At 70.1% G+C, this 19,289-nt stretch carries 15 protein-coding genes and 3 pseudogenes; 6 read left to right on the top strand and 12 right to left on the bottom strand.

Annotated features, from left to right (window positions below):
• Positions 1–17 precede the first annotated feature (17 nt).
• On the top strand, positions 18–2,768 hold the full coding sequence (locus GTY47_RS03120) for a bifunctional YncE family protein/alkaline phosphatase family protein (protein WP_010038430.1): 2,751 nt from the start codon (positions 18–20) through the stop codon (positions 2,766–2,768).
• A gap of 117 nt (positions 2,769–2,885) precedes the next feature.
• Here the strand turns inward: GTY47_RS03120 and GTY47_RS03115 are convergent, their stop codons facing one another.
• Positions 2,886–3,896 (bottom strand): hypothetical protein, encoded by a 1,011-nt coding sequence (locus GTY47_RS03115; RefSeq protein ID WP_010038427.1) that lies wholly within the window; start codon positions 3,894–3,896, stop codon positions 2,886–2,888.
• Positions 3,897–4,107: 211 nt separating this feature from the next.
• Entirely contained in the window at positions 4,108–5,025 is a 918-nt protein-coding gene (locus tag GTY47_RS03110; protein WP_010038412.1) for a biosynthetic peptidoglycan transglycosylase, read from the bottom strand.
• Between the two features lie 244 nt (positions 5,026–5,269).
• Here GTY47_RS03110 and GTY47_RS03105 point away from each other — a divergent pair, with 244 nt between their 5' ends.
• On the top strand, positions 5,270–6,325 hold the full coding sequence (locus GTY47_RS03105) for an LCP family protein (protein ID WP_063738899.1): 1,056 nt from the start codon (positions 5,270–5,272) through the stop codon (positions 6,323–6,325).
• 77 nt (positions 6,326–6,402) lie between these two features.
• Entirely contained in the window at positions 6,403–6,666 is a 264-nt protein-coding gene (locus GTY47_RS40095; RefSeq protein ID WP_158688401.1) for a hypothetical protein, read from the top strand.
• A gap of 25 nt (positions 6,667–6,691) precedes the next feature.
• Here GTY47_RS40095 and GTY47_RS03100 read toward each other — a convergent pair whose 3' ends face one another.
• The 6 genes and pseudogenes from GTY47_RS03100 to GTY47_RS03080 all read right to left on the bottom strand — a co-directional run bounded on the left by GTY47_RS03100 (position 6,692) and on the right by GTY47_RS03080 (position 12,486).
• On the bottom strand, positions 6,692–7,507 hold the full coding sequence (locus tag GTY47_RS03100) for a methyltransferase domain-containing protein (protein WP_010038408.1): 816 nt from the start codon (positions 7,505–7,507) through the stop codon (positions 6,692–6,694).
• Between the two features lie 85 nt (positions 7,508–7,592).
• On the bottom strand, positions 7,593–8,375 hold the full coding sequence (locus GTY47_RS03095; protein ID WP_010038406.1) for a membrane protein: 783 nt from the start codon (positions 8,373–8,375) through the stop codon (positions 7,593–7,595).
• 136 nt (positions 8,376–8,511) lie between these two features.
• Complete coding sequence (locus GTY47_RS03090) at positions 8,512–9,072, bottom strand: isochorismatase family cysteine hydrolase (protein ID WP_010038405.1); 561 nt, start codon at positions 9,070–9,072, stop codon at positions 8,512–8,514.
• A 169-nt stretch (positions 9,073–9,241) separates the two neighbouring features.
• Positions 9,242–9,982: a carboxypeptidase-like regulatory domain-containing protein gene (locus GTY47_RS40620; protein WP_231911263.1), complete on the bottom strand. Its 741-nt coding sequence runs from the start codon at positions 9,980–9,982 to the stop codon at positions 9,242–9,244.
• Positions 9,983–10,084: 102 nt separating this feature from the next.
• Positions 10,085–11,728: pseudogene (locus GTY47_RS40615) on the bottom strand (MFS transporter); the annotation flags it as partial.
• Positions 11,729–12,027: 299 nt separating this feature from the next.
• A complete protein-coding gene (locus GTY47_RS03080; RefSeq protein WP_010038403.1) occupies positions 12,028–12,486 on the bottom strand; it encodes a MarR family transcriptional regulator in 459 nt (152 codons plus the stop codon).
• A gap of 148 nt (positions 12,487–12,634) precedes the next feature.
• Between GTY47_RS03080 and GTY47_RS03075 the strand changes: the two genes are divergently transcribed.
• Positions 12,635–13,540 (top strand): NAD-dependent protein deacetylase, encoded by a 906-nt coding sequence (locus GTY47_RS03075; protein WP_029181070.1) that lies wholly within the window; start codon positions 12,635–12,637, stop codon positions 13,538–13,540.
• An 18-nt stretch (positions 13,541–13,558) separates the two neighbouring features.
• Here the strand turns inward: GTY47_RS03075 and GTY47_RS03070 are convergent.
• From GTY47_RS03070 to GTY47_RS03055, 4 genes and pseudogenes are all read right to left on the bottom strand, one after another.
• Positions 13,559–13,810, bottom strand: a pseudogene (locus tag GTY47_RS03070) (hypothetical protein); the annotation flags it as partial.
• 435 nt (positions 13,811–14,245) lie between these two features.
• Positions 14,246–16,135 carry an MFS transporter gene (locus tag GTY47_RS03065; protein WP_231911204.1) on the bottom strand — a complete coding sequence of 630 codons (1,890 nt, stop codon included), beginning with the start codon at positions 16,133–16,135 and terminating at the stop codon, positions 14,246–14,248.
• A gap of 395 nt (positions 16,136–16,530) precedes the next feature.
• Positions 16,531–16,577 (bottom strand): annotated as a pseudogene (locus GTY47_RS41800) (hypothetical protein); the annotation flags it as partial.
• Between the two features lie 72 nt (positions 16,578–16,649).
• Positions 16,650–17,624 carry a WYL domain-containing protein gene (locus GTY47_RS03055; RefSeq protein WP_010038391.1) on the bottom strand — a complete coding sequence of 325 codons (975 nt, stop codon included), beginning with the start codon at positions 17,622–17,624 and terminating at the stop codon, positions 16,650–16,652.
• A gap of 135 nt (positions 17,625–17,759) precedes the next feature.
• On the opposite strand from GTY47_RS03055, the gene GTY47_RS03050 reads away from it, so the two are divergent.
• Positions 17,760–18,155 carry a RidA family protein gene (locus GTY47_RS03050; protein WP_010038388.1) on the top strand — a complete coding sequence of 132 codons (396 nt, stop codon included), beginning with the start codon at positions 17,760–17,762 and terminating at the stop codon, positions 18,153–18,155.
• Between the two features lie 350 nt (positions 18,156–18,505).
• Complete coding sequence (locus tag GTY47_RS03045; RefSeq protein WP_010038386.1) at positions 18,506–19,177, top strand: pyridoxamine 5'-phosphate oxidase family protein; 672 nt, start codon at positions 18,506–18,508, stop codon at positions 19,175–19,177.
• Positions 19,178–19,289: the final 112 nt, after the last annotated feature.

The following is a 19,289-nucleotide window of genomic DNA, read 5'->3' as shown; positions in this document are numbered from 1 at the left end:
GAATCCGAAGGAATGACATGCAGATAGCACGCCGCCGCCGGCAGGCTGAGAAGAAGTACTACGACCTGCTGGGCAGACGTGTCGGCCGCCGGGCCACGCTGGTCACGGCATGCATCACCACGGCCGCCCTGGCCACCGGCACCGCCGTCGCCGAGACCCGCCAGTTCGGCACCGACCAGGTCGGCCAGGTCACCGGCAAGGGCCAGGTCGTCTCCGCCGACCAGTACATCGCCCCGTACGGCGACCGCCTCCTCATCAACGACGGCAAGATCATGTCGTCGACGGTCAGCCCGGACGGCAGCCACCTCGCCGCAGCGGTCACCGACGGCGACGCGGCACTGGTCGTCGTGGACCTCGCGACCGGGCGGATCAAGCAGCGCGTCGGCACCAACGCCGCCGACGACCTGCGCATCAGCAGCGGCTCCGTCGGCCAGGAGGGTCCGACGTACTCACCCGACGGCAAGCAGCTGTGGCTGGGCCAGGCCGACGGCTACACCAAGTTCACGGTGAACGCGGACGGCACCCTCGCCGACCCGGTGACGGTCAGCATCCCGGCCGACGGCGGCAAGCAGGCCCTGGTCGCCGCGGCGGTGTTCTCCGCCGACGGTTCCACCGTGTACGCCGCGGTCAACGGCCAGAACCGAGTGGTCGCGATCGACGCGGCGACCGGGACCGTCAAGCGGAGCTGGGCGGTGGGCAACGCCCCGCGCGGCATGGCCCGGGTGGGCGACAAGCTCTACGTCAGCAACGAGGGCGGTCGGCCCGCGAAGGCCGGCGACTCCACGCTCAACTCCTACGGCACGCAGGTGCCGGCCGACCCGAAGACCGGCGCCACCACCACCGGCACGGTCAGTGTCATCGACCTGGCCGACCCGTCCGCCGCCGTCGGCACCATCGATGTCGGCCTGCACCCGACCGCCGTGTACGCCCGGCGCGGCGCGGTGTTCGTCACCGACACGGCCGACAACAACGTGTCGGTCATCGACACCGCCAAGGACAAGGTCGTACAGACGATCTCCACCCAGCCGTGGCCGGAGGCCTCGGTCGGCTACGAGCCCGACGCCGTGACCCTCACCGACGACGGCCACCTGCTGGTGACGCTCGGCCGCGCCAACGCCGTCGCCGTCTACCGCTACACCTCCCCGCAGGAGCCGGTCAGCTACATCGGGCTCCTCCCGACGGACTACTTCCCCGCCGAGATCACCACCGTGGGCAGGAAGGTCGTCGTCTCCAACACCCGCGGCATCGACGCCCGCCGCCCCGACAGCGCCGGCCACGGCACCCACGACACGACCTCCAGCCTGACGCAGTTCACCCTGCCCAGCGACCGTGTCATCCGCTCCCAGACCGCCAAGGTCTTCCAGCAGAACGGCTGGAGCGCCGGCTCCGTCCCGCTGGCCAAGGGCCACAGCCGCGCCAAGCCGCAGCCGGTTCCGGCGCGGATCGGCGACCCGTCGACGATCAAGCACGTCTTCCTGATCGTCAAGGAGAACCGCACCTACGACCAGGTCCTCGGTGACATCCCCCAGGGCAACGGCGATCCGTCGCTGACGCAGTTCGGCGAGAACGTGACGCCCAACCAGCACGCCCTGGCCGAGCAGTTCGGGCTGTACGACAACACCTACGACATCGGCACCAACTCCGCCGAGGGCCACAACTGGCTCATGCAGGCCGACAACCCCGAGTACACCGAGTCCTCGGCCGGCGAGTACGCGCGCAGCTACGACACCGAGGACGACGCCCTCGGCCACCAGAAGACCGGCTTCCTGTGGACGGGCGCCCAGGCGGCCGGCAAGAGCGTGCGGGACTTCGGCGAGTTCCAGCAGTTCCTGACCAAGCCGTCCGGCGCCAGCTGGCAGAACCTGTACTGCGACGCCAAGGACATGGACGCGACCGGCCGGGCCACCGCCTACCCGCTGAACTCCTCCTCACCGATCCCCTCGCTCAACAGCGTGTCGGTGCCCGGCTTCCCGAAGTTCGACACCAGCGTCCCGGACCTGTACCGGTACGAGATCTGGAAGCAGGACTTCGAGAAGAACGGCCCGGCGAACCTGAACATGTTCTGGCTCTCCAGCGACCACACCGGTGGCCCGGCGAGCCCGGCCGCCCAGGTCGCCGACAACGACCTGGCCACCGGCAAGATCATCGACAGGATCTCGCACAGCAAGTACTGGAAGGACTCGGCGATCTTCGTCGTCGAGGACGACTCCCAGGCCGGGCTCGACCACGTCGACGGCCACCGTGCCCCGGTCCAGATCATCAGCCCCTGGGCCCAGCACGGCACCGTCGACAGCCACTACTACTCGCAGATCACGATGATCCGCACCATCGAGCAGATCCTCGGGATCCATCCGATGAACCAGAAGGACAGCGCGGCCACCCCCATGCAGGGCGCGTTCACCGGGCACCCCGACTACACGCCGTTCACCGCACTGCCCAACCGCACGTCACTGACCGACGGCCTGAAGACCCCGCCGTCCTGCGGCCTGGACACCCCCGCCGCCCAGGACCCCGAGGCCGCGGCCGTACCGTCGGCGAAGGTGCCGGCGGACAAGAAGTCCCTCGCCGCCGAATGGGACGCCTGGAAGTCCAAGCAGCACCTGACCGGCACCCACGCCATCCCCGACTACGCCAACCCGGCCCAGATGAACCACCTCACCTGGTACCAGACCCACAACTGGACGCGCCCGTACCCCGGCGAGAAGAAGATCTACGCCCCGAACGACGTGCCCGGCGCCTACATCCCGTCGGTGGAGTCCGACGGCTGACACACGCCGGACCGGCAAGGACCCCTGCCAGGCCGACCGCCTGCCAGGGGTCCTCCCCGTACGGGTCCGTTCCGCCTTCATCCCCCGAGGAGCGGCGGGAACCCGCACTCTGCCCGGTCAGATGTCGTCCAGTGGGACGTCCTCGCCGGCGAGACCGCTCTCGTCGAACTCGGCGTCACTCATCGGCGAGCCGGCGAAGAAACCGTTCATGAGTTCGTTCAGGTCGAGCTCGGTGGCACCGGCCGGAGCGGTGGGCCTGGTGCCCTCCCGCATCCGCAGCGTCAGGCCCAGCTTCTTGACCTTGGCGTTCTCGGCCAACTTGGCGAGGGCCACGTCCACTTGGGCCAGCTCGCCGTTCTTGAGCGTGAAGTCCGCCGTCACCTTGGCGTTGGGAGCGTCCTTCAGGTCCTTGTCCGTCGGCAGCCCCATGCCCGGCGGCAGGTCCTTCGCCAGCGGGCGGATCTCACCGAACAGCTCGGTGATCAGCGTGCGGAAGGGGGCCGTGGCGGTGACGTGCTCGGTGCCGTCCCCGCCGCCGGTCGTCTTGAACTCCACCTCACGGGCGATGACTTCCCGGAGGGCCTTCACGAGCTTCTTCTGCGTCTTTGCGTCGAGGGACGGCGCGGGGGCGGGACCGCCCTCGGCCTCCTGGCCCTCGGCGACGGCCTTGTCCATCTCCTCGGTGCTGAACGTCACCCACTTGCCCTCGATGACGTCCTTCAACGCCCCGGCCTCCGGGGGCAGATCGTCGGCGTCCGGCACGGGGCTGCCCGACATCTTGCCCATGGCGTCCAGGTCGGCACGGACGTAGGCGCGGTCGCCGATCATCCGGTACTCGGCGAGGTCACCGTCCGGGGTGCTGAGCTTCATGGCGGTGCCGACGAGGTCCTTCTCACCTGACTCGTCGAGCGGCTTCTTCGACTGCACGGTCACGGTGATCTTCGCGCCGCTGAGCAGCTCGGCCGCTTCGTCCGGGATCTCCTCACCGGGCGCGGGGTCCGACCCGGCGTCCAGTGCCTTCAGGGACGTGACGTCGGTGTCCAGGTCGAGCTCGAAGGAGAGCGTGTTCTTCTTGCCGAGCTTCTCGAAGGCCCGGTCGAGCTTCTTGCCGGCGGACAGCTGCTCCACCGTCCCGCAGGCGGCCGAGCCCGCGAGGACGGCTCCGACGACGGCGGTGGCGGTCAGGGTCTTGCGTATGGGATTGATGACGGTCTCCTCGTGGCTCCGATCACGACGTGATCGATCAGAGGACTCACGACCCGCCCACAAGGTTGTGCTGTGCGTCTCGCTGAGGTCCTTCAGGGCTGCGGCCGACTCGACGCCGGCGGCCGGCCCGGCTTCAGACGTCCAACGGAGCGGCGGCGAACGTCTTGACCTGGCGTGGGGTCAGGTCGCCGACGGCCTCCAGGCGGTGCAGGACCTCGGCGCGGCGCTGCTCGGCGAGATCGGGGTGGTGGAGGGGGTCGTAGGCGGAAGGTGCCTGGACCAGGCCGACGAGGAGGGCTGCCTGGGGCCAGTCCAGCTGGGCGGGACTCTTGTCGAAGTACCCGCGTGCGGCCGCGTCCAGACCGTAGTAGCCGTGGCCGAAGTACGCGGTGGACAGGTACATCCGCAGAATCTCGGCCTTGGGACAGGCATGAGCGAGCTTGACGGCCAACGCGACCTGCTCCAGCTGGTCGCGCCGGGTGCGCTGCCCGTCGGTGTAGAGCATCTTGGCGAGTTGCTGCTCGATGGTGGCGCCCCCTCCGTCGCCCCCTTGGCCGCGTGCCCAGAACACCACCGCACGCAGCACTCCGACGGGGTCGATGCCGGGGTTGTGCCAGAAACGTGCGTCCTCGGTGGCCACCAGCGCCGCGGCGACCTTGGGGGGCGTGGCCGCATCCGTGTCGCTCACCGCGTGCGCGACGGCCTGGGCGCGCACCCGGACCTCCGCGTCACCCACCCCCGGAGTGGCTGCCAAGAGGACACCTCCCGCTGCCGCGAGCAACACGACCGCTCCGAGGCCGAGGACGCACGCACGGGTGATGAGTCGGCGCAGCCATCGAGGCACCGGGCGTCGGCGTACGAGTCCGTCGAGCGCGAGCACGGAACCGGTGACGGCGGCGAAGACGGCAACGGTGGCAGCGGCGTCGCAGCCGTAGCGGAACAGGGACCGGGCGAGCCCGAAGAGCACCGCGGCTCCGGCACCGAGGGCACCGGCGGCGGCGAACCGGCCGAGTGGCCTGGTGCGACTGACGTGGGATACGACAGCCATCATGGTCGAACGCCTCCCCTGTGCCCGGCGTTGATTCCTTATTACGTTCCTTATTACGCGCCATCCGCGTGAAATTGCCATAAGGCCCGGGTAGGGAATCCATGCCGTTTTTCTCATGAACTTCCCCGACAAGGGTCAAGATTCGGCAGCCCTCTCTGGGAATGTTCGGTCGATCCCTAGGCTGAGGGGCAGCGAACATCGAACGGCACCGTTCGGCGCGGTGACGCTCACCTTCAGGGAGGTCCGGATGAAACGTGATCCGGCGCCGGGGGTACGGCCGCACAACGGGCGCCGCAGAATCACCCGAGGCGTGCTGGCGCTGCTTTTCACGGTGCTCGCGGTCTTTTCAGGCACATACGCCTGGGCGGAGGAGAAGCTGGACCGTACGGTGAACCTCGGCGAACTGCCGGACCGGCCGCCGCCGGACCAGGGCACCACCTATCTCATCGCCGGCTCCGACAACCGCCAGACCCTGACGCCGCAGCAGCGGAAGGCCCTGCACACCGGCAACGACGACGAGGGCCCGTACGGAAACAGCGACTCGACGATGCTGCTGCACATCGGCGCCCATGGTGACACCCTGGTGAGTCTGCCGCGCGACAGTTACGTGACCATCCCGGCCTTCACCGGCCCGAACGGCGTGCGGCATCCGGCGACGACGAACAAGCTCAACTCGGCGTTCTCCCTGGGCGGTGGCCAACTGCTGGCCGAGACCGTCGAGTACAACACCGGCGTTCACATCGACCACTACGCGGAGATCGGCTTCGGTGGCTTCGTCGATCTCGTCAACGCGCTCGGTGGCGTCACCGTGTGCCTGGACCGGCCGATCGTGGACCAGGCCTCAGGGGCCGACCTCAAGGCGGGGTGCCGGAAGCTGGACGGCGGTCAGTCCCTCGAACTGGTCCGGGAACGCCACCAGGAAGCGGGCCAGGACCTCAGCAGAATGGCGAACCAGCAGAAGTTCCTGGCCGCGGTCGCCCACCAGGCGGAGACCCCGTCCACGCTCCTCAACCCGTTCCGGCTCTACCCGGCGCTCGACGCGGGTCTCGCGACCCTGAACGTGGACAAGGAGATGACCCCGTACGAGCTGGCGCGGATGTTCCTGGGACTGAAGGGGATCTCCGGCGGAAAGGGACACGAGCTGACGGTCCCGATCGCGAACGCGAACGACTACACACCGAACGCCGGTGACGCGGTGCTGTGGAACATGGCACAGGCCAAGACCCTCTTCGGTGAACTCCAGAACGATCAGCCGGTCACCATCCGGGACAACGACGCCGGCTCGGATCTGCGAGACGGTTAGCGGCAATTCCGTGGTGGCGATTCCGCCCTCGGCACGTGACGTCGTCCACACCGCCCGGGGAGGAGACTGTGAGAATCATGAGGCAGGCGCCGCAAAGGCGCCGGTCCGCGAACGAGATGGCGCACCTCGCCGCCTTCGCCGCCGTCTCCGTGCTCGCTCTGGCCGGGTGTGCGGCGAGCACGGCCTCGTCGGCGCCGCCCAGGCCGAGCGACGACACCGTGGAACCGGGAGACCTGGTCCGGGTCGTCAACCCGTCCAAGCCGGTGGCGCTCGACAACGGGGACGGCGACTGGAACCTGTCCTGGCCCCGGTGGACCACCCCGACGCCGCCCAGCACCTAGGAGGGCACACTCGGGTGAACGCCCCTCACCTCGCTGCTGCGCGGACTGGCCTCCGGCCGCTCACAGCCCAGGCCCGGGCGGTGAGCGCGATGGCACCGTCCGGCCTCCTCGTGACAGCCGCACTGAGCGCGTCACGTACCTGGTCCCGGTCGGCCGGGGCAAGGGACGCCACGTAGCCGGGTGCGGGGCCCTGCCCCGCCAGGAAGGGCTCCCACAGGTCGTCGAAGTCCGCGAAGACGGTGGGCACCTCGATCGGGGCGGTCGACACATCGACGAGTCCCGCGTCCGCCCACAGCCTGTGCAGCCGTTCCGGACGGCATACGGGGAATCGACGGCCTTCGTCCAGCGAGGCTGCGGACGGGTCCACTGCGACGGCAGCGTCCCAGAACCGGCGCAGGAAGCTCATGCCGCCGGCGTAGTCCCACACATACGTTGCGACTCGGCCGCCCGGCCGGACCACCCGGGCCATCTCGGCCACTGCCGCGGTGGGCTGAGGAAGGAAATTCAGTGTCAGGCCACTGACGGCGACGTCCATGGCGCCGTCGCGCACGGGAAGTGACATCGCGTCCGCCACGAGGAACCGTGCCGAGACGGGACCTGGGACCCGGACCGAGCCCACGAACGCCTCGGAACGGTCGACTCCCACCACCATGCGGGGCCGACACCGGGCGGTCACCGCTGCCGACAGGGCACCGGTGCCGCAACCCACGTCGAGCCACCGCAGATGGTCAGCGCAGTCGAGCCACGTCGCGAACTCCTCCGCCGCGAGACGACTCCACCGGCCCATGAACCGCTCATAGGCGGCCGCGGCCGCCCACACGTCGAACCGCTGCTCTTTCATGCCACTACGATCCCCGCGCCAGTGCCTCACGGGCCGCCGCCGTGCCCGTGTCGCTGCGGCCCGTGAGGCAAGAGGGCTGATCCCGTCAGGCGGGGCGCCTGCCGCGCTGCGATGTGGCCAGGTAGGCGACGAAGCCCAGGATGGCCACCGTCCAGGCCAGGGTGACGGGCTCCAGGCCCAGTGCCAGACCGCCGCGGGACTGACCGACCGCCATCCAGTCGGCGAGGGATGCGCCGAGGGGGCGAGTGACGATGTACGCGGACCAGAAGGCGGCCACCGCGTTCAGGCCGGCCCAGCGGTGGGCCAGGGCCGGTACGCAGATCGCGGCCGCGAAGAGGCCGACCGAACCCAGGTAGCCGAGGCCGGCCGTGGCGGTGAGGTCACCCGCGGCCGTACCCAGGGCGAACGTCGCCAGGACGGCCGCCCAGTAGAACCCCTCACGGCGACGGGTGTGGATGCCGTGGATGGACAGCGTCCGCTCGCTCGCGTACCAGAGGCCGAAGACGGCGGCCAGCACGGCGAGGAAGACGGGGGTCGACACCGCGTAGGGGACGCCGAGCCCGACGTGCAGGACGTCGGCCGCCATCGTGCCGAACACGCTGACCATGACGACGGCGGTCCAGTACACCCACGCGATGTGGCGGCGGACGGTCAACTGGACGGCCAGGGAGGCGACCAGAGCGAGTCCGCCGAGCGCGACCGCCGGTATCGGGCCGAGCACGCGGGCCAGGAGGTCGGATGCCGTCTCCCCCATGCCGGTCGTCAGGACCTTGATGATCCAGAAGCAGGCGGTCACTTCCGGGACCTTGTTCGCCATGGCGCGCAGGGGGGCGCGGCGCCAGTCATCGAGGAGGGGCTGTGTCGTCATGGCTCGCACGATGGCATGATCATCTGCTCGGACCCCCGTTGATTTGCCATTCTTGCGGGCTTTTGGTGGAGAAGTTGCCATGCCTTGCCCGATGCTCTGTGCGGCCCGCCGGTCGACGTACTGGCACAGCGCAGACTCACACCGGGAGCGTGCTGGCCCACTCGGCGACGGAGAGGACGTCCGCCTGCCTGGGGAACACCTTCTCGGTGAGGACGCGGTGCACCTCGGGGTCGGCGTCCAGGCACCCGTCCGCCAGGACGGTGAGTCCGAAGTCCAGGTCGGCCGCCTGGCGCAGGGTGGAGAGCACGACTCCGCTGGTGGCGATGCCGGTGAGGACCAGGGTGTCGATCTCGCCCGCCCTGAGCACCATCTCGAGGTCGCTGCCCGCGAACGCGCTCACCCGTCGTTTGGTGACCACGATGTCGCCCGGACGGGGAGCGACGTCGGGATGGATCTCGTTGCCCGGGTCCTCGGCGGTGAACGCGCCGGACCGTGCGGCGGCGCCGAAGGTCTTGTTGCGGGCGCTGATCTCCGGATGGCCCGGGCGGAAGCCGACGACGACGTAGACCAGGGGCAGGTCCGCCGCCCGGGCGGCGCCGACGGCTTCGCGCAGGCGTGCCAGGTAGCCACCGCCGTTGCCGAAGCGGTCCACGATGGACCGCTGGACGTCCATCACGAGCAGGGCGCTGTGGGCCACGTTCGGTGTCCTTTCGTGAGGTGGATCCGATCCCCAGGGATCCGGGTGAACATGTGACCGGTCAGGGTGTCCCGCTGGGCTGCGGTCAGGCGCTCCAACGAGTGGGCCGCCGCCTGTGTCCTCAGGCGTGGGTCGGCTAGGGGCTACCGATGTGTCCGCGTTCAACGGATCACTCCGTGGGCTGGACGAGTTCCAGGTCGACGGTCGTGGTGTCGGCGTGGTCGAGGACGACGGTGGAGGAGACCGGCGGGTAGCCGGCGGCGACGAGCGTGTAGGCGCCGGGGGCGAAGTCGGTGAGCGTGTAGAGGCCGTCGTCCTCGGTGACCGCCGTGGCGACGGGGATGCCGTCGGTGTCGAGCAGGGTGATGCGGGCGTCGGCGACGGGCCGGCCGGTGCGGCCGTGGCGGACGGTGCCGGCGAGCGCACCTGCGGGGTTCAGCGTCACGTCGTGCCCCGTGGCGTCGCTCGGGCCGACCTCGACCGGTGCGGCCACCGGGCGGTGCCCGTGCGCGCTCACCTGGAGGGTGAACGGGCCCGGAAGCAGGCCGAGGAGGGCGTAGCCGCCGTCCGGGCCGGTCGTCGTGGTGGAGACGACGTCGCCGTGGGCGTCGATGACCACGACGGTCGCCTCCGTCACCGGTGTGCCGTCCGCGTCCCGCACGGTGCCGCGCAGGCCCGTGGCGCGCGCCATCGTCACGGTGCAGGAGGCCGGCTGGTCGCCGACGGCGAGGTCGACGGCCCGCGGTTGGTGGCCCACGGCCGACGCGACCAGCGTGTAGGACCCGGGGCGCGGCCGGGGCAGGACGCAGCCGCCGTCCTCGCGTGTGCGGGCTCGGGCCGTCTGGTGACCGCGACGGTCGACGAGGGTGAGCGTGGCAGCGGCGACGGGGCGTCCGGCGGGGTCCTCCACCCGGCAGACGACGGTGGGGGTGTTCGCGTCGCCGGCCGCGGCTGCGCTCGCCGCGGCCGGTGGGGAGGCGGCCTCCGCGGTCGTGGCGGGAGCCGCCTGGGCGCGCCCGCGGATCAGCGAGGCGGCCGCGGCGGCCAGGGACATCGCGATGGCCAGGGAGAAGACCACGACCAGGCCGTCGTGGAAGGGCGGTGAGATGAGGTGCGGGAAGAACTCCCGGCCGGTCAGCTTCGCGGCGTTGGCCGGCGGCAGCTGGCCGAGGATGCTCTGACCGAGCAGGTTCTGGACGGGGTTGTAGCCGAGGAAGGCGGCGAACAGGACTCCCACTGGCGGGAGTTGGGCGACGGCGTGCGCGGCCTGGGCCGGGACGCCCTGGGCGGTCAGCCCGGAGCTGAGCGTCTGCGGCAGGGAGCCGGAGAGCCCGGCCACCATGAGCGAGAAGAAGACGCCCATGGACAGCACCATGCCGGCGTTCTGGAACGTGGCGCGCATGCCCGAGGCGGCGCCGCGGGCCTCGGCCGGCACGCTCGACATGATGATCGATGTGTTGGGGGCGGCGAACAGGCCGCCACCGAGGCCGTTGAGGAAGATCAGCAGTGCGAAGACCCCATAGCCGAAGTCGGTGGGCAGGGCGAGCAGTCCGGCGAACGAGGCGGCCATCACCACGAACCCGGCGGCGGCGAACAACCGCGCACCGTACCGGTCCGACAGGTATCCCGAGACGGGGCCGGCGACCAGGAAGCCGATGGTCAGCGGAAGCATGTAGATCCCGGCCCACAACGGGGTGTCGGCGTAGTCGTAGCCGTGCAGGGGCAGCCAGATGCCCTGCAGCCAGATGATGAGCATGAACTGCAGCCCGCCCCGGGCGATGGCGCCCAGCAGCGCGGCCGCGTTGCCGCCCGCGAAGGCGGTGTCGCGGAACAGGCGCAGGGGGAACATGGGCTCGGCGACCCTCGCCTCGATCACGCAGAAGACGACGAGGACGACGACGCCGCCGATCAGCCCGGCCAGCACCCAGGGGTTCGTCCAGCCCATCGTGTGGCCGCCGTACGGCTGGATGCCGTAGGTGATGCCGGCGAGCAGCGCGGTCAGCCCGACGGCGAAGGTGAGGTTGCCCCACCAGTCCATGCGTCCCGGCGTGCGCACGCCGGTCTCGTGCAGCGACTTGTACGCCCACACCGTCCCGATGAGGCCGATCGGCACGTTGACCCAGAAGACCGAGCGCCAGTTCCACGTCACCAGTGCCCCGCCCAGCACCAGGCCGAGGAACGACCCGGCGATGCCCGCGACCATGTTGACGCCGAGCGCCATGCCCCGCTGCCGGGCCGGGAAGGCGTCGGTGAGGATGGCAGCGGAGTTGGCCATCAGCATGGCGCCGCCGAGGGCCTGCACGATCCGCCAGCCGATCAGCCACAGCGCCCCGCTCCCTCCGTGGAAGGGGTCGAGGGAGAGGATCACCGAGGTCAGGGTGAAGATCAGGAATCCGGCGTTGTAGATGCGGACCCGGCCCCACATGTCGCCGAGCCGGCCGAGGGCGACCACCAGCACGGCGGTGACGAGCATGTAGCCCATCAGCATCCACAGCAGGTAGCTGACATTGGACGGCTGGAGCGGATCGAGCCGGATGCCGGTGAAGATCCCCGGCAGGGAGATCAGGACGATCGAGCTGTTGATGGTCGCGAGCAGGATGCCGAGTGTGGTGTTGGTCAGTGCCACCCACTTGTATCGGGGGTGGTCGACGCCGATCCATGCGCTGCGTCCGCGTTGCCGGGCGGGGCGTGTTTCGGCCGTGCCGTGGGTCGATTCCTCAGTAGCCATGGGGCTGCTCTCTCTGCTGCCTTCCGTGGGAGCCCGCGGGCTCCGCCGACTTCGAATCCGCGGCGGGCGGCTCGAGGCCTTCCGCGGCGGACAGGGGGCGGATGGAGCGCGGGCGCCGGACGCCGGTGGGCATCCGCCCGGACCGGACGGGGCGCCGGTGGGCATCCGTCCGGTTCTGGCGGCGCGGGGATTCGACGGCCCTGGACAGCGACCGGCGGTTCTCCCGGTCAGGCCATGTCGTCCGGTTGGCCGTTCAAGCCTGCGGGCTCGTCGACGATCCGCCGCACGAGTGGCAGGGCGGTCCGCATCGCCGAGCCCAGGGCTCGCCGCTCGTCCTCCGAGAGCGCGGCCAGCCGGCGGACCAGCCTCGCGTTCCTCTCCCTTCTGCGCTCCGCCAGCACGTCACGCCCGGCATCGGTGATGGCGACCAGCGTCACCCGTCCGTCGTCGGGGTCGCTGACCCGTGTGGCCAGCCCTTTGTTCTCCAGCCGCTGGACGAGCTGGGTCATCGACGGCTGAGCGACTCCTTCCGCCACCGCCAGCGCGGTCAGCCGGCTCGGCCCTTCCCGCTCCAGCCGGCCCAGCGTGGAGGCGGTCGTGAAGCTCATGCCGCGACGGTCCACCAGGCTCCGCACCACGGCGCCCGCGACGTCGGCCAACGCTCCGGCGATCTCCTCCGGCTCCATCTCGTCCACCCTTCGATTAATATCACTGACCTATATAGTTTCCCTATTAAAAATGGGTAAGAGCGTCAGCGACGGGGACGGAGCGGCCACGCCGGTACGCGCGGGCTACGGCCGTCATCGCCCGGCTGCTGTTCCGTACCCTGACGGCATGCGCATGCGCCCCACCCTGAGCTGGACCCCTGCCGAGGACCTGCCGCCGGGTACCACCGATCTGGAGCCGGTCGCCGATGCGCTGAGCACCCGAGGTGTGCTGGTCCTCAGCGGAGCGGGAATCTCCACGGAGTCGGGCATCCCCGACTACCGGGGTGAGGGGGGCAGTCTGAGCCGGCACACTCCGATGACCTACCAGGACTTCACCGCCGACGCACACGCCCGGCGCAGGTACTGGGCGCGCAGCCACCTCGGCTGGCGCACCTTCGGCCGAGCCCGCCCCAACGCCGGACATCGGGCCGTGGCCGCCTTCGGGCAACACGGCCTGCTCTCGGGTGTCATCACCCAGAACGTGGACGGCCTGCACCAGGCCGCAGGCAGCGAGGACGTCGTGGAACTCCACGGAACCCTGGCCCGGGTCGTCTGTCTCTCCTGCGGCGCCTTCAGCCCGCGCCGCGAACTCGCCCAGCGGCTGGAGGAGGCCAATCCGGGCTTCGCGCCGGTGGCCGCAGGCATCAATCCCGACGGTGACGCCGACCTCACGGAAGAACAGGTCGGAGACTTCCGCGTGGTGCCCTGCACGGTCTGTGGCGGCATCCTCAAACCCGACGTGGTGTTCTTCGGCGAAGCCGTTCCGCGGCAGCGAGTCGAACACTGCCGGGAGCTGGTCCGTGCGGCGACCTCACTGCTGGTCCTGGGCTCCTCGCTGACGGTGATGTCCGGGCTCCGCTTCGTCCGCCAGGCAGCCCAAGCCGGGAAGCCGGTCCTGATCGTCAACCGGGACCCGACCCGGGGCGACCAGCACGCCCTCACCAGGGTTTCCCTCCCGCTGGGGAAAGCGCTCACCACCGTGGCAGAGCGGCTGGGCATGCCCGTCAACAGCCAGGCACCGCCCAGACCGTGACCGTGGTCGGCCTCTGCCTCAACGGGCTACCGACGGAGGAGACGACGAGGTCGACGGAGGAGTCATGGCCGGACGCTCGCGGTAGGCGGCGATCGCGGTCTCGGCAAACGAGCGGATCAGTGGATTGGTGTCGCCCTCGTTCCATGCCACCACCACCCGGCTCGGCGGCATGTCGATCGGCGGCACCACGGCGAGCCCCTCTCCCGGCTCGTGGTCCAGGAGAGTCATGCCGACCGTGCCGTTCCAGAGAACGGCCAGTCGGCATTCCTGGCGCCAGGGTGTGGACCAGCCGGTGCGCGGCTGGGCGCGTCCTGAGCGAGCCGGCGGCGCACGGTGGAGGCCGGCAGGAAGGGCGCGATGCCGCGCTTGACGGCCTCGCTGGCCAGTTCGGGCGTTGTCCAGCGGGACAGCGGCGTGCCGGTCTCGGCGGGCAGTTGGCAGGCGAGGCCTTGACCTGAGCGGCGTGCAGCGGGGTGCAGGAGGGCGGGCGTCCGGTGCACTTGCGGTCGGCGAGGCCCGGCATGCCCAGATCGGCGAAGCGGGCCGTTCGGCAGCCCACGGGCCGCGTGCAGCACTGTCTTGGTTCTCCTCCATTGACGAATCCGGCCTGCACCGGCACGGGGGGACGCCGCCCCCGGGCTCGTAGCCGAAACCGTGCCGGACAGGGTGTCACACGCCCGCATGAGGCACACCAAGCCGCCTTCTTCAGCCCTTGGTGTGCGCCTGTTCCAGCTCGTGGGTCTGCGGGAGGTCACGCTCGCGGCGCATCGGGCTCATGGCGAGGATGAGCCAGGAGGGTGCGACGATGCCCGTCATGATCCACATGGCAGGCCGGTATCCGACGGCGTCGCCGAGCATGCCGCCGAGCAGAGACCCGATCGGGATGGTGCTGTGGTTGATCATCATGGCCGTGGCCACGACCCGGCCGAGCATGTGTGGCGGGCAGTAGGTCTGCCGGAAGCTGCCGACCACGATGTTGGCCACGGAGATGCCGGTCCCGACGAGGAAGGATCCCATCGCGAACAGCGCCAGCCCCGGTCCGGGCGTGGTCATGGGCAGGAGGAGCACGAACGGCGCGGTGGCGATCTGCAGGAGAAGCAGCCCGCGGGCGGTGCCGAACCGTCGGCTGACCCTGGTGGCCACCAGGGCGCCCACGATGCCGCCGGTGCTGCCGCTGGTCAGCAGCAGTCCGACCATGGCCGGGTTCAGCCCGACGGTGCGGACCAGGAACACGACCTGGACCGCCTGGTAGCCCATCAGCGCCATGTTGATCACGGCACCCCAGGCGACCATCGGCCGCAGGTACCGGTCCCGGCCCACGAAGCGGAGCCCTTCGGAGATCTGCTGCCGAAGGGGGGCGCGTTCCTCGTGCGGAGTGGTGTCCGGCTCGACCACGCCGATCCGCTTCAGGCAGACCGCGGAGACCAGGAACGTCACCGCGTCGACCAGGAGCGCGAAGACCGCGCCGAACGCCTGGGCGAGCAGCCCCGCCGCCCCCGGCCCGGCGACCCGGGTGGCGGCCTCGCTGCCCTGCAGCTTGGCGTTGCCCTCCAGGAGGTCGCGGCCGTCGAGCACGATCCGGATGTACGAGTGGTAGGCGGTGTTGAAGCACACCGCCGCAGTGCCGCAGGTCAACGCGGCGACCAGCAGGTGCTGAAAGGTGAGTGCGTCGAGCCACGCCGCCAGCGGAATGCTCACCAGTGCCGCGACGGCCACCAGATCACACGCGATCATCAGGGGCCGTTTGCGCATCCGGTCCACCCATGCCCCCACCGGCAGGCCCACCAGCAGCCAGGGCAACCACACCGACGCAGCGAGCAGACCGACGGCGGTGGCGCCGGCGTCCAGCACCTCGACCGCGATCAGCGGCAAGGCCACCACGGTGATGCTGTTACCCAGCCCACTCACGGTCTCGCCCACCCAGAGCAGGCGAAAGTCCCGTTGGGCGAATATCCCCCACCGCGTTCGGGGCCGGTCCGGCGTGTCATTCATCGGGTCCACCCGACGCATCATGCCGTGAGCACTTACAACCTGCCGCAGTGTTTGTGCAGTTGGGTGCCCCGACTCCACGGTCCACCGGCTCGTCTTCAGCCGTCCTTGCCCCGGTCTCACCACATCGTCGCCAACGTCGCCGGCAGACCCGCCCGGAACAGCACTTGCGGGACCGTGCGTTCCGTCCACGGGATCTGGGTGATCAGCAGGGCGCAGACCATGGCCCAGGCCGCCTGGCCCAGCGGCAGCGGCAACTCCCGTTTTTTGGGTCTCACCCTCCGTCGCGTACAGGTCGATGCCCACCCCGGCGAGGGCCAGGCAGAGCATGGCCAGCCAGCGGATGCCGCGCAGCAGACGGTAGGAGGCGTCGTCCAGGCCGCTGCGCATCGGCGCGGAGTCCGGGGCGGCGGCCAGCGCGTCGGCGTACAGGGTGGCGGCCTGCGCCGCCTTGAGGCCGGGTGCGGTGGCCGCCTTCCTCGTCTGCCGGGCCAGGGCCTGCTCGTGCTGCGGGTCGAGCCGGAGGATGGCCTCGTCGAGCTGGTCGGCGACGGTCCGGTTGCCCGCCATGTCGGCGATCAGCCAGGCCACCTCGTAGGCGTACACCTCCTCCGGTCCCAGCCGGATGGCCTCCTGAACAAGATCGCCCGCCTCTCGCAGGGCGGCGCCTTGGTCCTCGCGCCGGACCTGGCCGCCGTTGGCCCGCCCGGAGGCGGATCCCTCTGACGCGCCAGAGCCAGTCGGCGAGCAGCGCGTAGCCGTACCAGTGTTCCGGGGCGAGGCGGATCACCTCGTTCAGCACGTCCTCGGTCTCCAGGAAGCGGCCGGCGGCGCGCAGGGCGTGCGCGTGCATGACGAGCGCCCCGATGTCCTCGGAGTCCAGCGCCGGCGCCCGCTCCGTCGCCTCCAGGGCCTCCGGCCCGACCTTCTCGTCCCCGAGATGGCTGCAGGCGAGCCTGACCCAGGCCCGGACGTCGTCCGGGTCCTCCGCGAGCCGCCGCGCCAGCAGCTCCCGGGCCTCCTCGCACCGCTTCAGGTCGATGAGCACATCGGCCCGCTCCACGGCGGGGTGCACGGTCGCGGTCACAGCTTGCGCCTTTTCTTCAGGGGCGTCTCACGCTCAGGACGAGTCGCCGTAGCAGGCGGCGATCGCAGTCGCACGGTCGCGCAGGGCGGTGCGCAACGACTGCGGGGCCAGGGCTTCCGCGTCCGTGCTCAGCTGCCAAAGCGCCCATTCGGCGTGTCGTGAGTCCTGGAAGGTCACCTCCAGCCGCAGCCAGCCGTCTGCCTCGGGGTCTTCTGCGCGGACGGCCAGCGCGGCGTCCAGAAGGTCCTCCCGTCGCGCCGGGTTCACCCGTACCAGGACGGTGATGTGATCGCCACCGAAGAGGAACTGCGCGGAACGTTCCCGCCAGACCCGGTCCAGATCGACCCGATTCGGGCGCTGTGCCGTTTCCGGGAGCTCTTCAGCAGCCAACACCCGCGACAGCCGGTAGGTGCGGTCCGCGCCAGATCTCGTGGCCAGCAAGTAGCCACGGTCGCGTACGGTGACCAGGCCGATCGGGTCCACCGTGCGCCACTGTGGTGTCTGGCCCGTGGCCGCGTAGTGGATGCGCAGTTTGTGGCCGGCGAGCACCGCGCGCCGGACCTCGATCATGATGGTGTCGGGCACCTCTTCGGTGACCAGCCGACGTGAGAGCAGATCGCTCTCCGGGTCGACGAGAAATCGCTGGGCCGCGTCGCTCGCGGTGGCCCGGTGGCCTTCGGGCAGCGCGTCGACCACCTTCCGCATGGCCGAAGCGAGCGCCGAGCCGAGGCCGAACACCTGCTCGCCCCGCCCTGATCCGGCGGTCAGCAAGGCAAGGGCCTCGTCGTGGTTCAGACCGGTGAGCTCGGTCCGGAAACCGGGCGACAACGCGAACCCGCCGTGCCGGCCGCGTTCGGCGTAGACCGGGACGCCGGCCGCGGACAGCGCCTCGATGTCGCGCAGCACGGTGCGGGTGGACACCTCCAGCTCCCTGGCCAGCGTGTCCGCAGTCAGCCGACCGCGCTGACGCAGCAGCAGAACCAGCGAGACCAACCGGTCGGCGCGCATACGGAAACCCTATCGAAATACATGACTGAGGATGTCGTGATTTGCTGCGAGGCTCGTTGTCACGACGTCGCAGCCGGCGGTTGCCGAGCCGATGGACGTACGTACTCCCCATGATCGAACGGAGCTGACGTGGCAGTGGAACGAACGGCGGTCAACCCGGTGACGTGGTCGACGGAGGTGGGATTCAACCAGGGTGAGGTCGTCTCCGGGCACACCCGGACCCTGTACATCTCGGGGCAGACTGCGATGAGCGACGAGGGCAAGCCCCAGCATGACGGTGACATGGCGGCGCAGTTGGCGCTGAGCATCGACAACCTGGAGGCCGTGCTCGACGGGGCCGACATGTCTCTGGCGAACGTCGTCCGGCTCAACGTCTACACGACCGACGTCGATCTGCTTTTCCAGCACTACGGCGTGCTGGCCGGGCGGTTGGCCGCCGCCGGTGTGGCGCCTACCACCACGATGCTCGGGGTGACGCGGCTGGCGATTCCCGGCCAGCTGGTCGAGCTTGAGGGAACCGCCGTCGCGTGATGTGACCTCGCCGCCTCTGCCACCGGTGCCGGTCGAACCGGCACCGGTGGTCAAGTGCCCCGTATTCACGGCCCGTAGCGGCACCCTTCCGGAACCATGGCTGCAGCGGCGATCAGCGAGTGCCGCACCGGCTTTCAGCCATCGCGCTGGTGCCCCTCCTTCCCCACTCTTTGCAGGACAGGTCTTAGTCTTCCCTGCAGGGCCGGTGGCGATTTTCGGCCTGCCAGGTGATGAAATCAGTCACGTGGGCCGAGGTGAACACCGAGAGCAGGGCCCCCGAGCGCGGACGCGAGTCCCGGCTCCACGGCTCGATGAGCTACCGCCCTGCCGAAATCCTGTCAGGAGGACCGTTGCACCACGATGAGCGGGCAGACCGGCCCGGTAGCCACGGCGAGCACCAGATCCAACGTGAGTTGGGCACGGTCGGCCGCGCCGACCGCTTCTACGACGAGCAGGTTCTGGACCGGCTCAACCCACGTATGAAGGAGTTCGTGGCCCGCCAGGAGATGTTCTTCCTCGCGACTGCGGACAGTCACGGCGAGTGCGACAGCACCTTCCGGGCCGGCCCGCCGGGGTTTCTCCGGGTACTCGACGACACGACCCTGGCATACCCGGAGTACCGCGGGAACGGCGTCATGGCCTCGCTCGGCAACATCCGGGAGAACCCACACATCGGCATGCTGATGATCGACTTCTCTCAGGACCGCATCGGTCTCCATGTGAACGGCCGCGCACAGCTGGTCACCGATGACACGATGCGCCAGAGGGTTCCAGACCTACCGGTCGATCCGGTACCCGGCCGCCGCCCCCACATGTGGGTGGAGGTCGAGGTCGAGGAGGCGTACATCCACTGCTCGAAGCACATACCGAGGCTGGTCAAAGCACCGGTCCGGCAGAACACCAGCAGTGCGGACCGTTCCGCCGGCGACGGCGAGCAGGCCTGGGGCACCGACGACGCCAGGCGCAAGGGTGGCGACTACTTCGGAGCGGCGGCCCAGGAGCGCGGGCTGACTCCCCGCTGACGGCCGGCCGGGATTTGCCGCCGGCACCACTGCTCGCGCCTGTCGGCGCCCCCTCCCCCACCGCGGCGAAACCCTGTCCGATGGCCGGGGCGAGGCGACCACCACCGGACAA

This window comes from Streptomyces sp. SID5464 (genome assembly GCF_009862985.1).
Classification (GTDB): Bacteria; Actinomycetota; Actinomycetes; order Streptomycetales; family Streptomycetaceae; genus Streptomyces; species Streptomyces chartreusis_D.
This window is presented reverse-complemented; position numbering and strand designations above follow the sequence as displayed.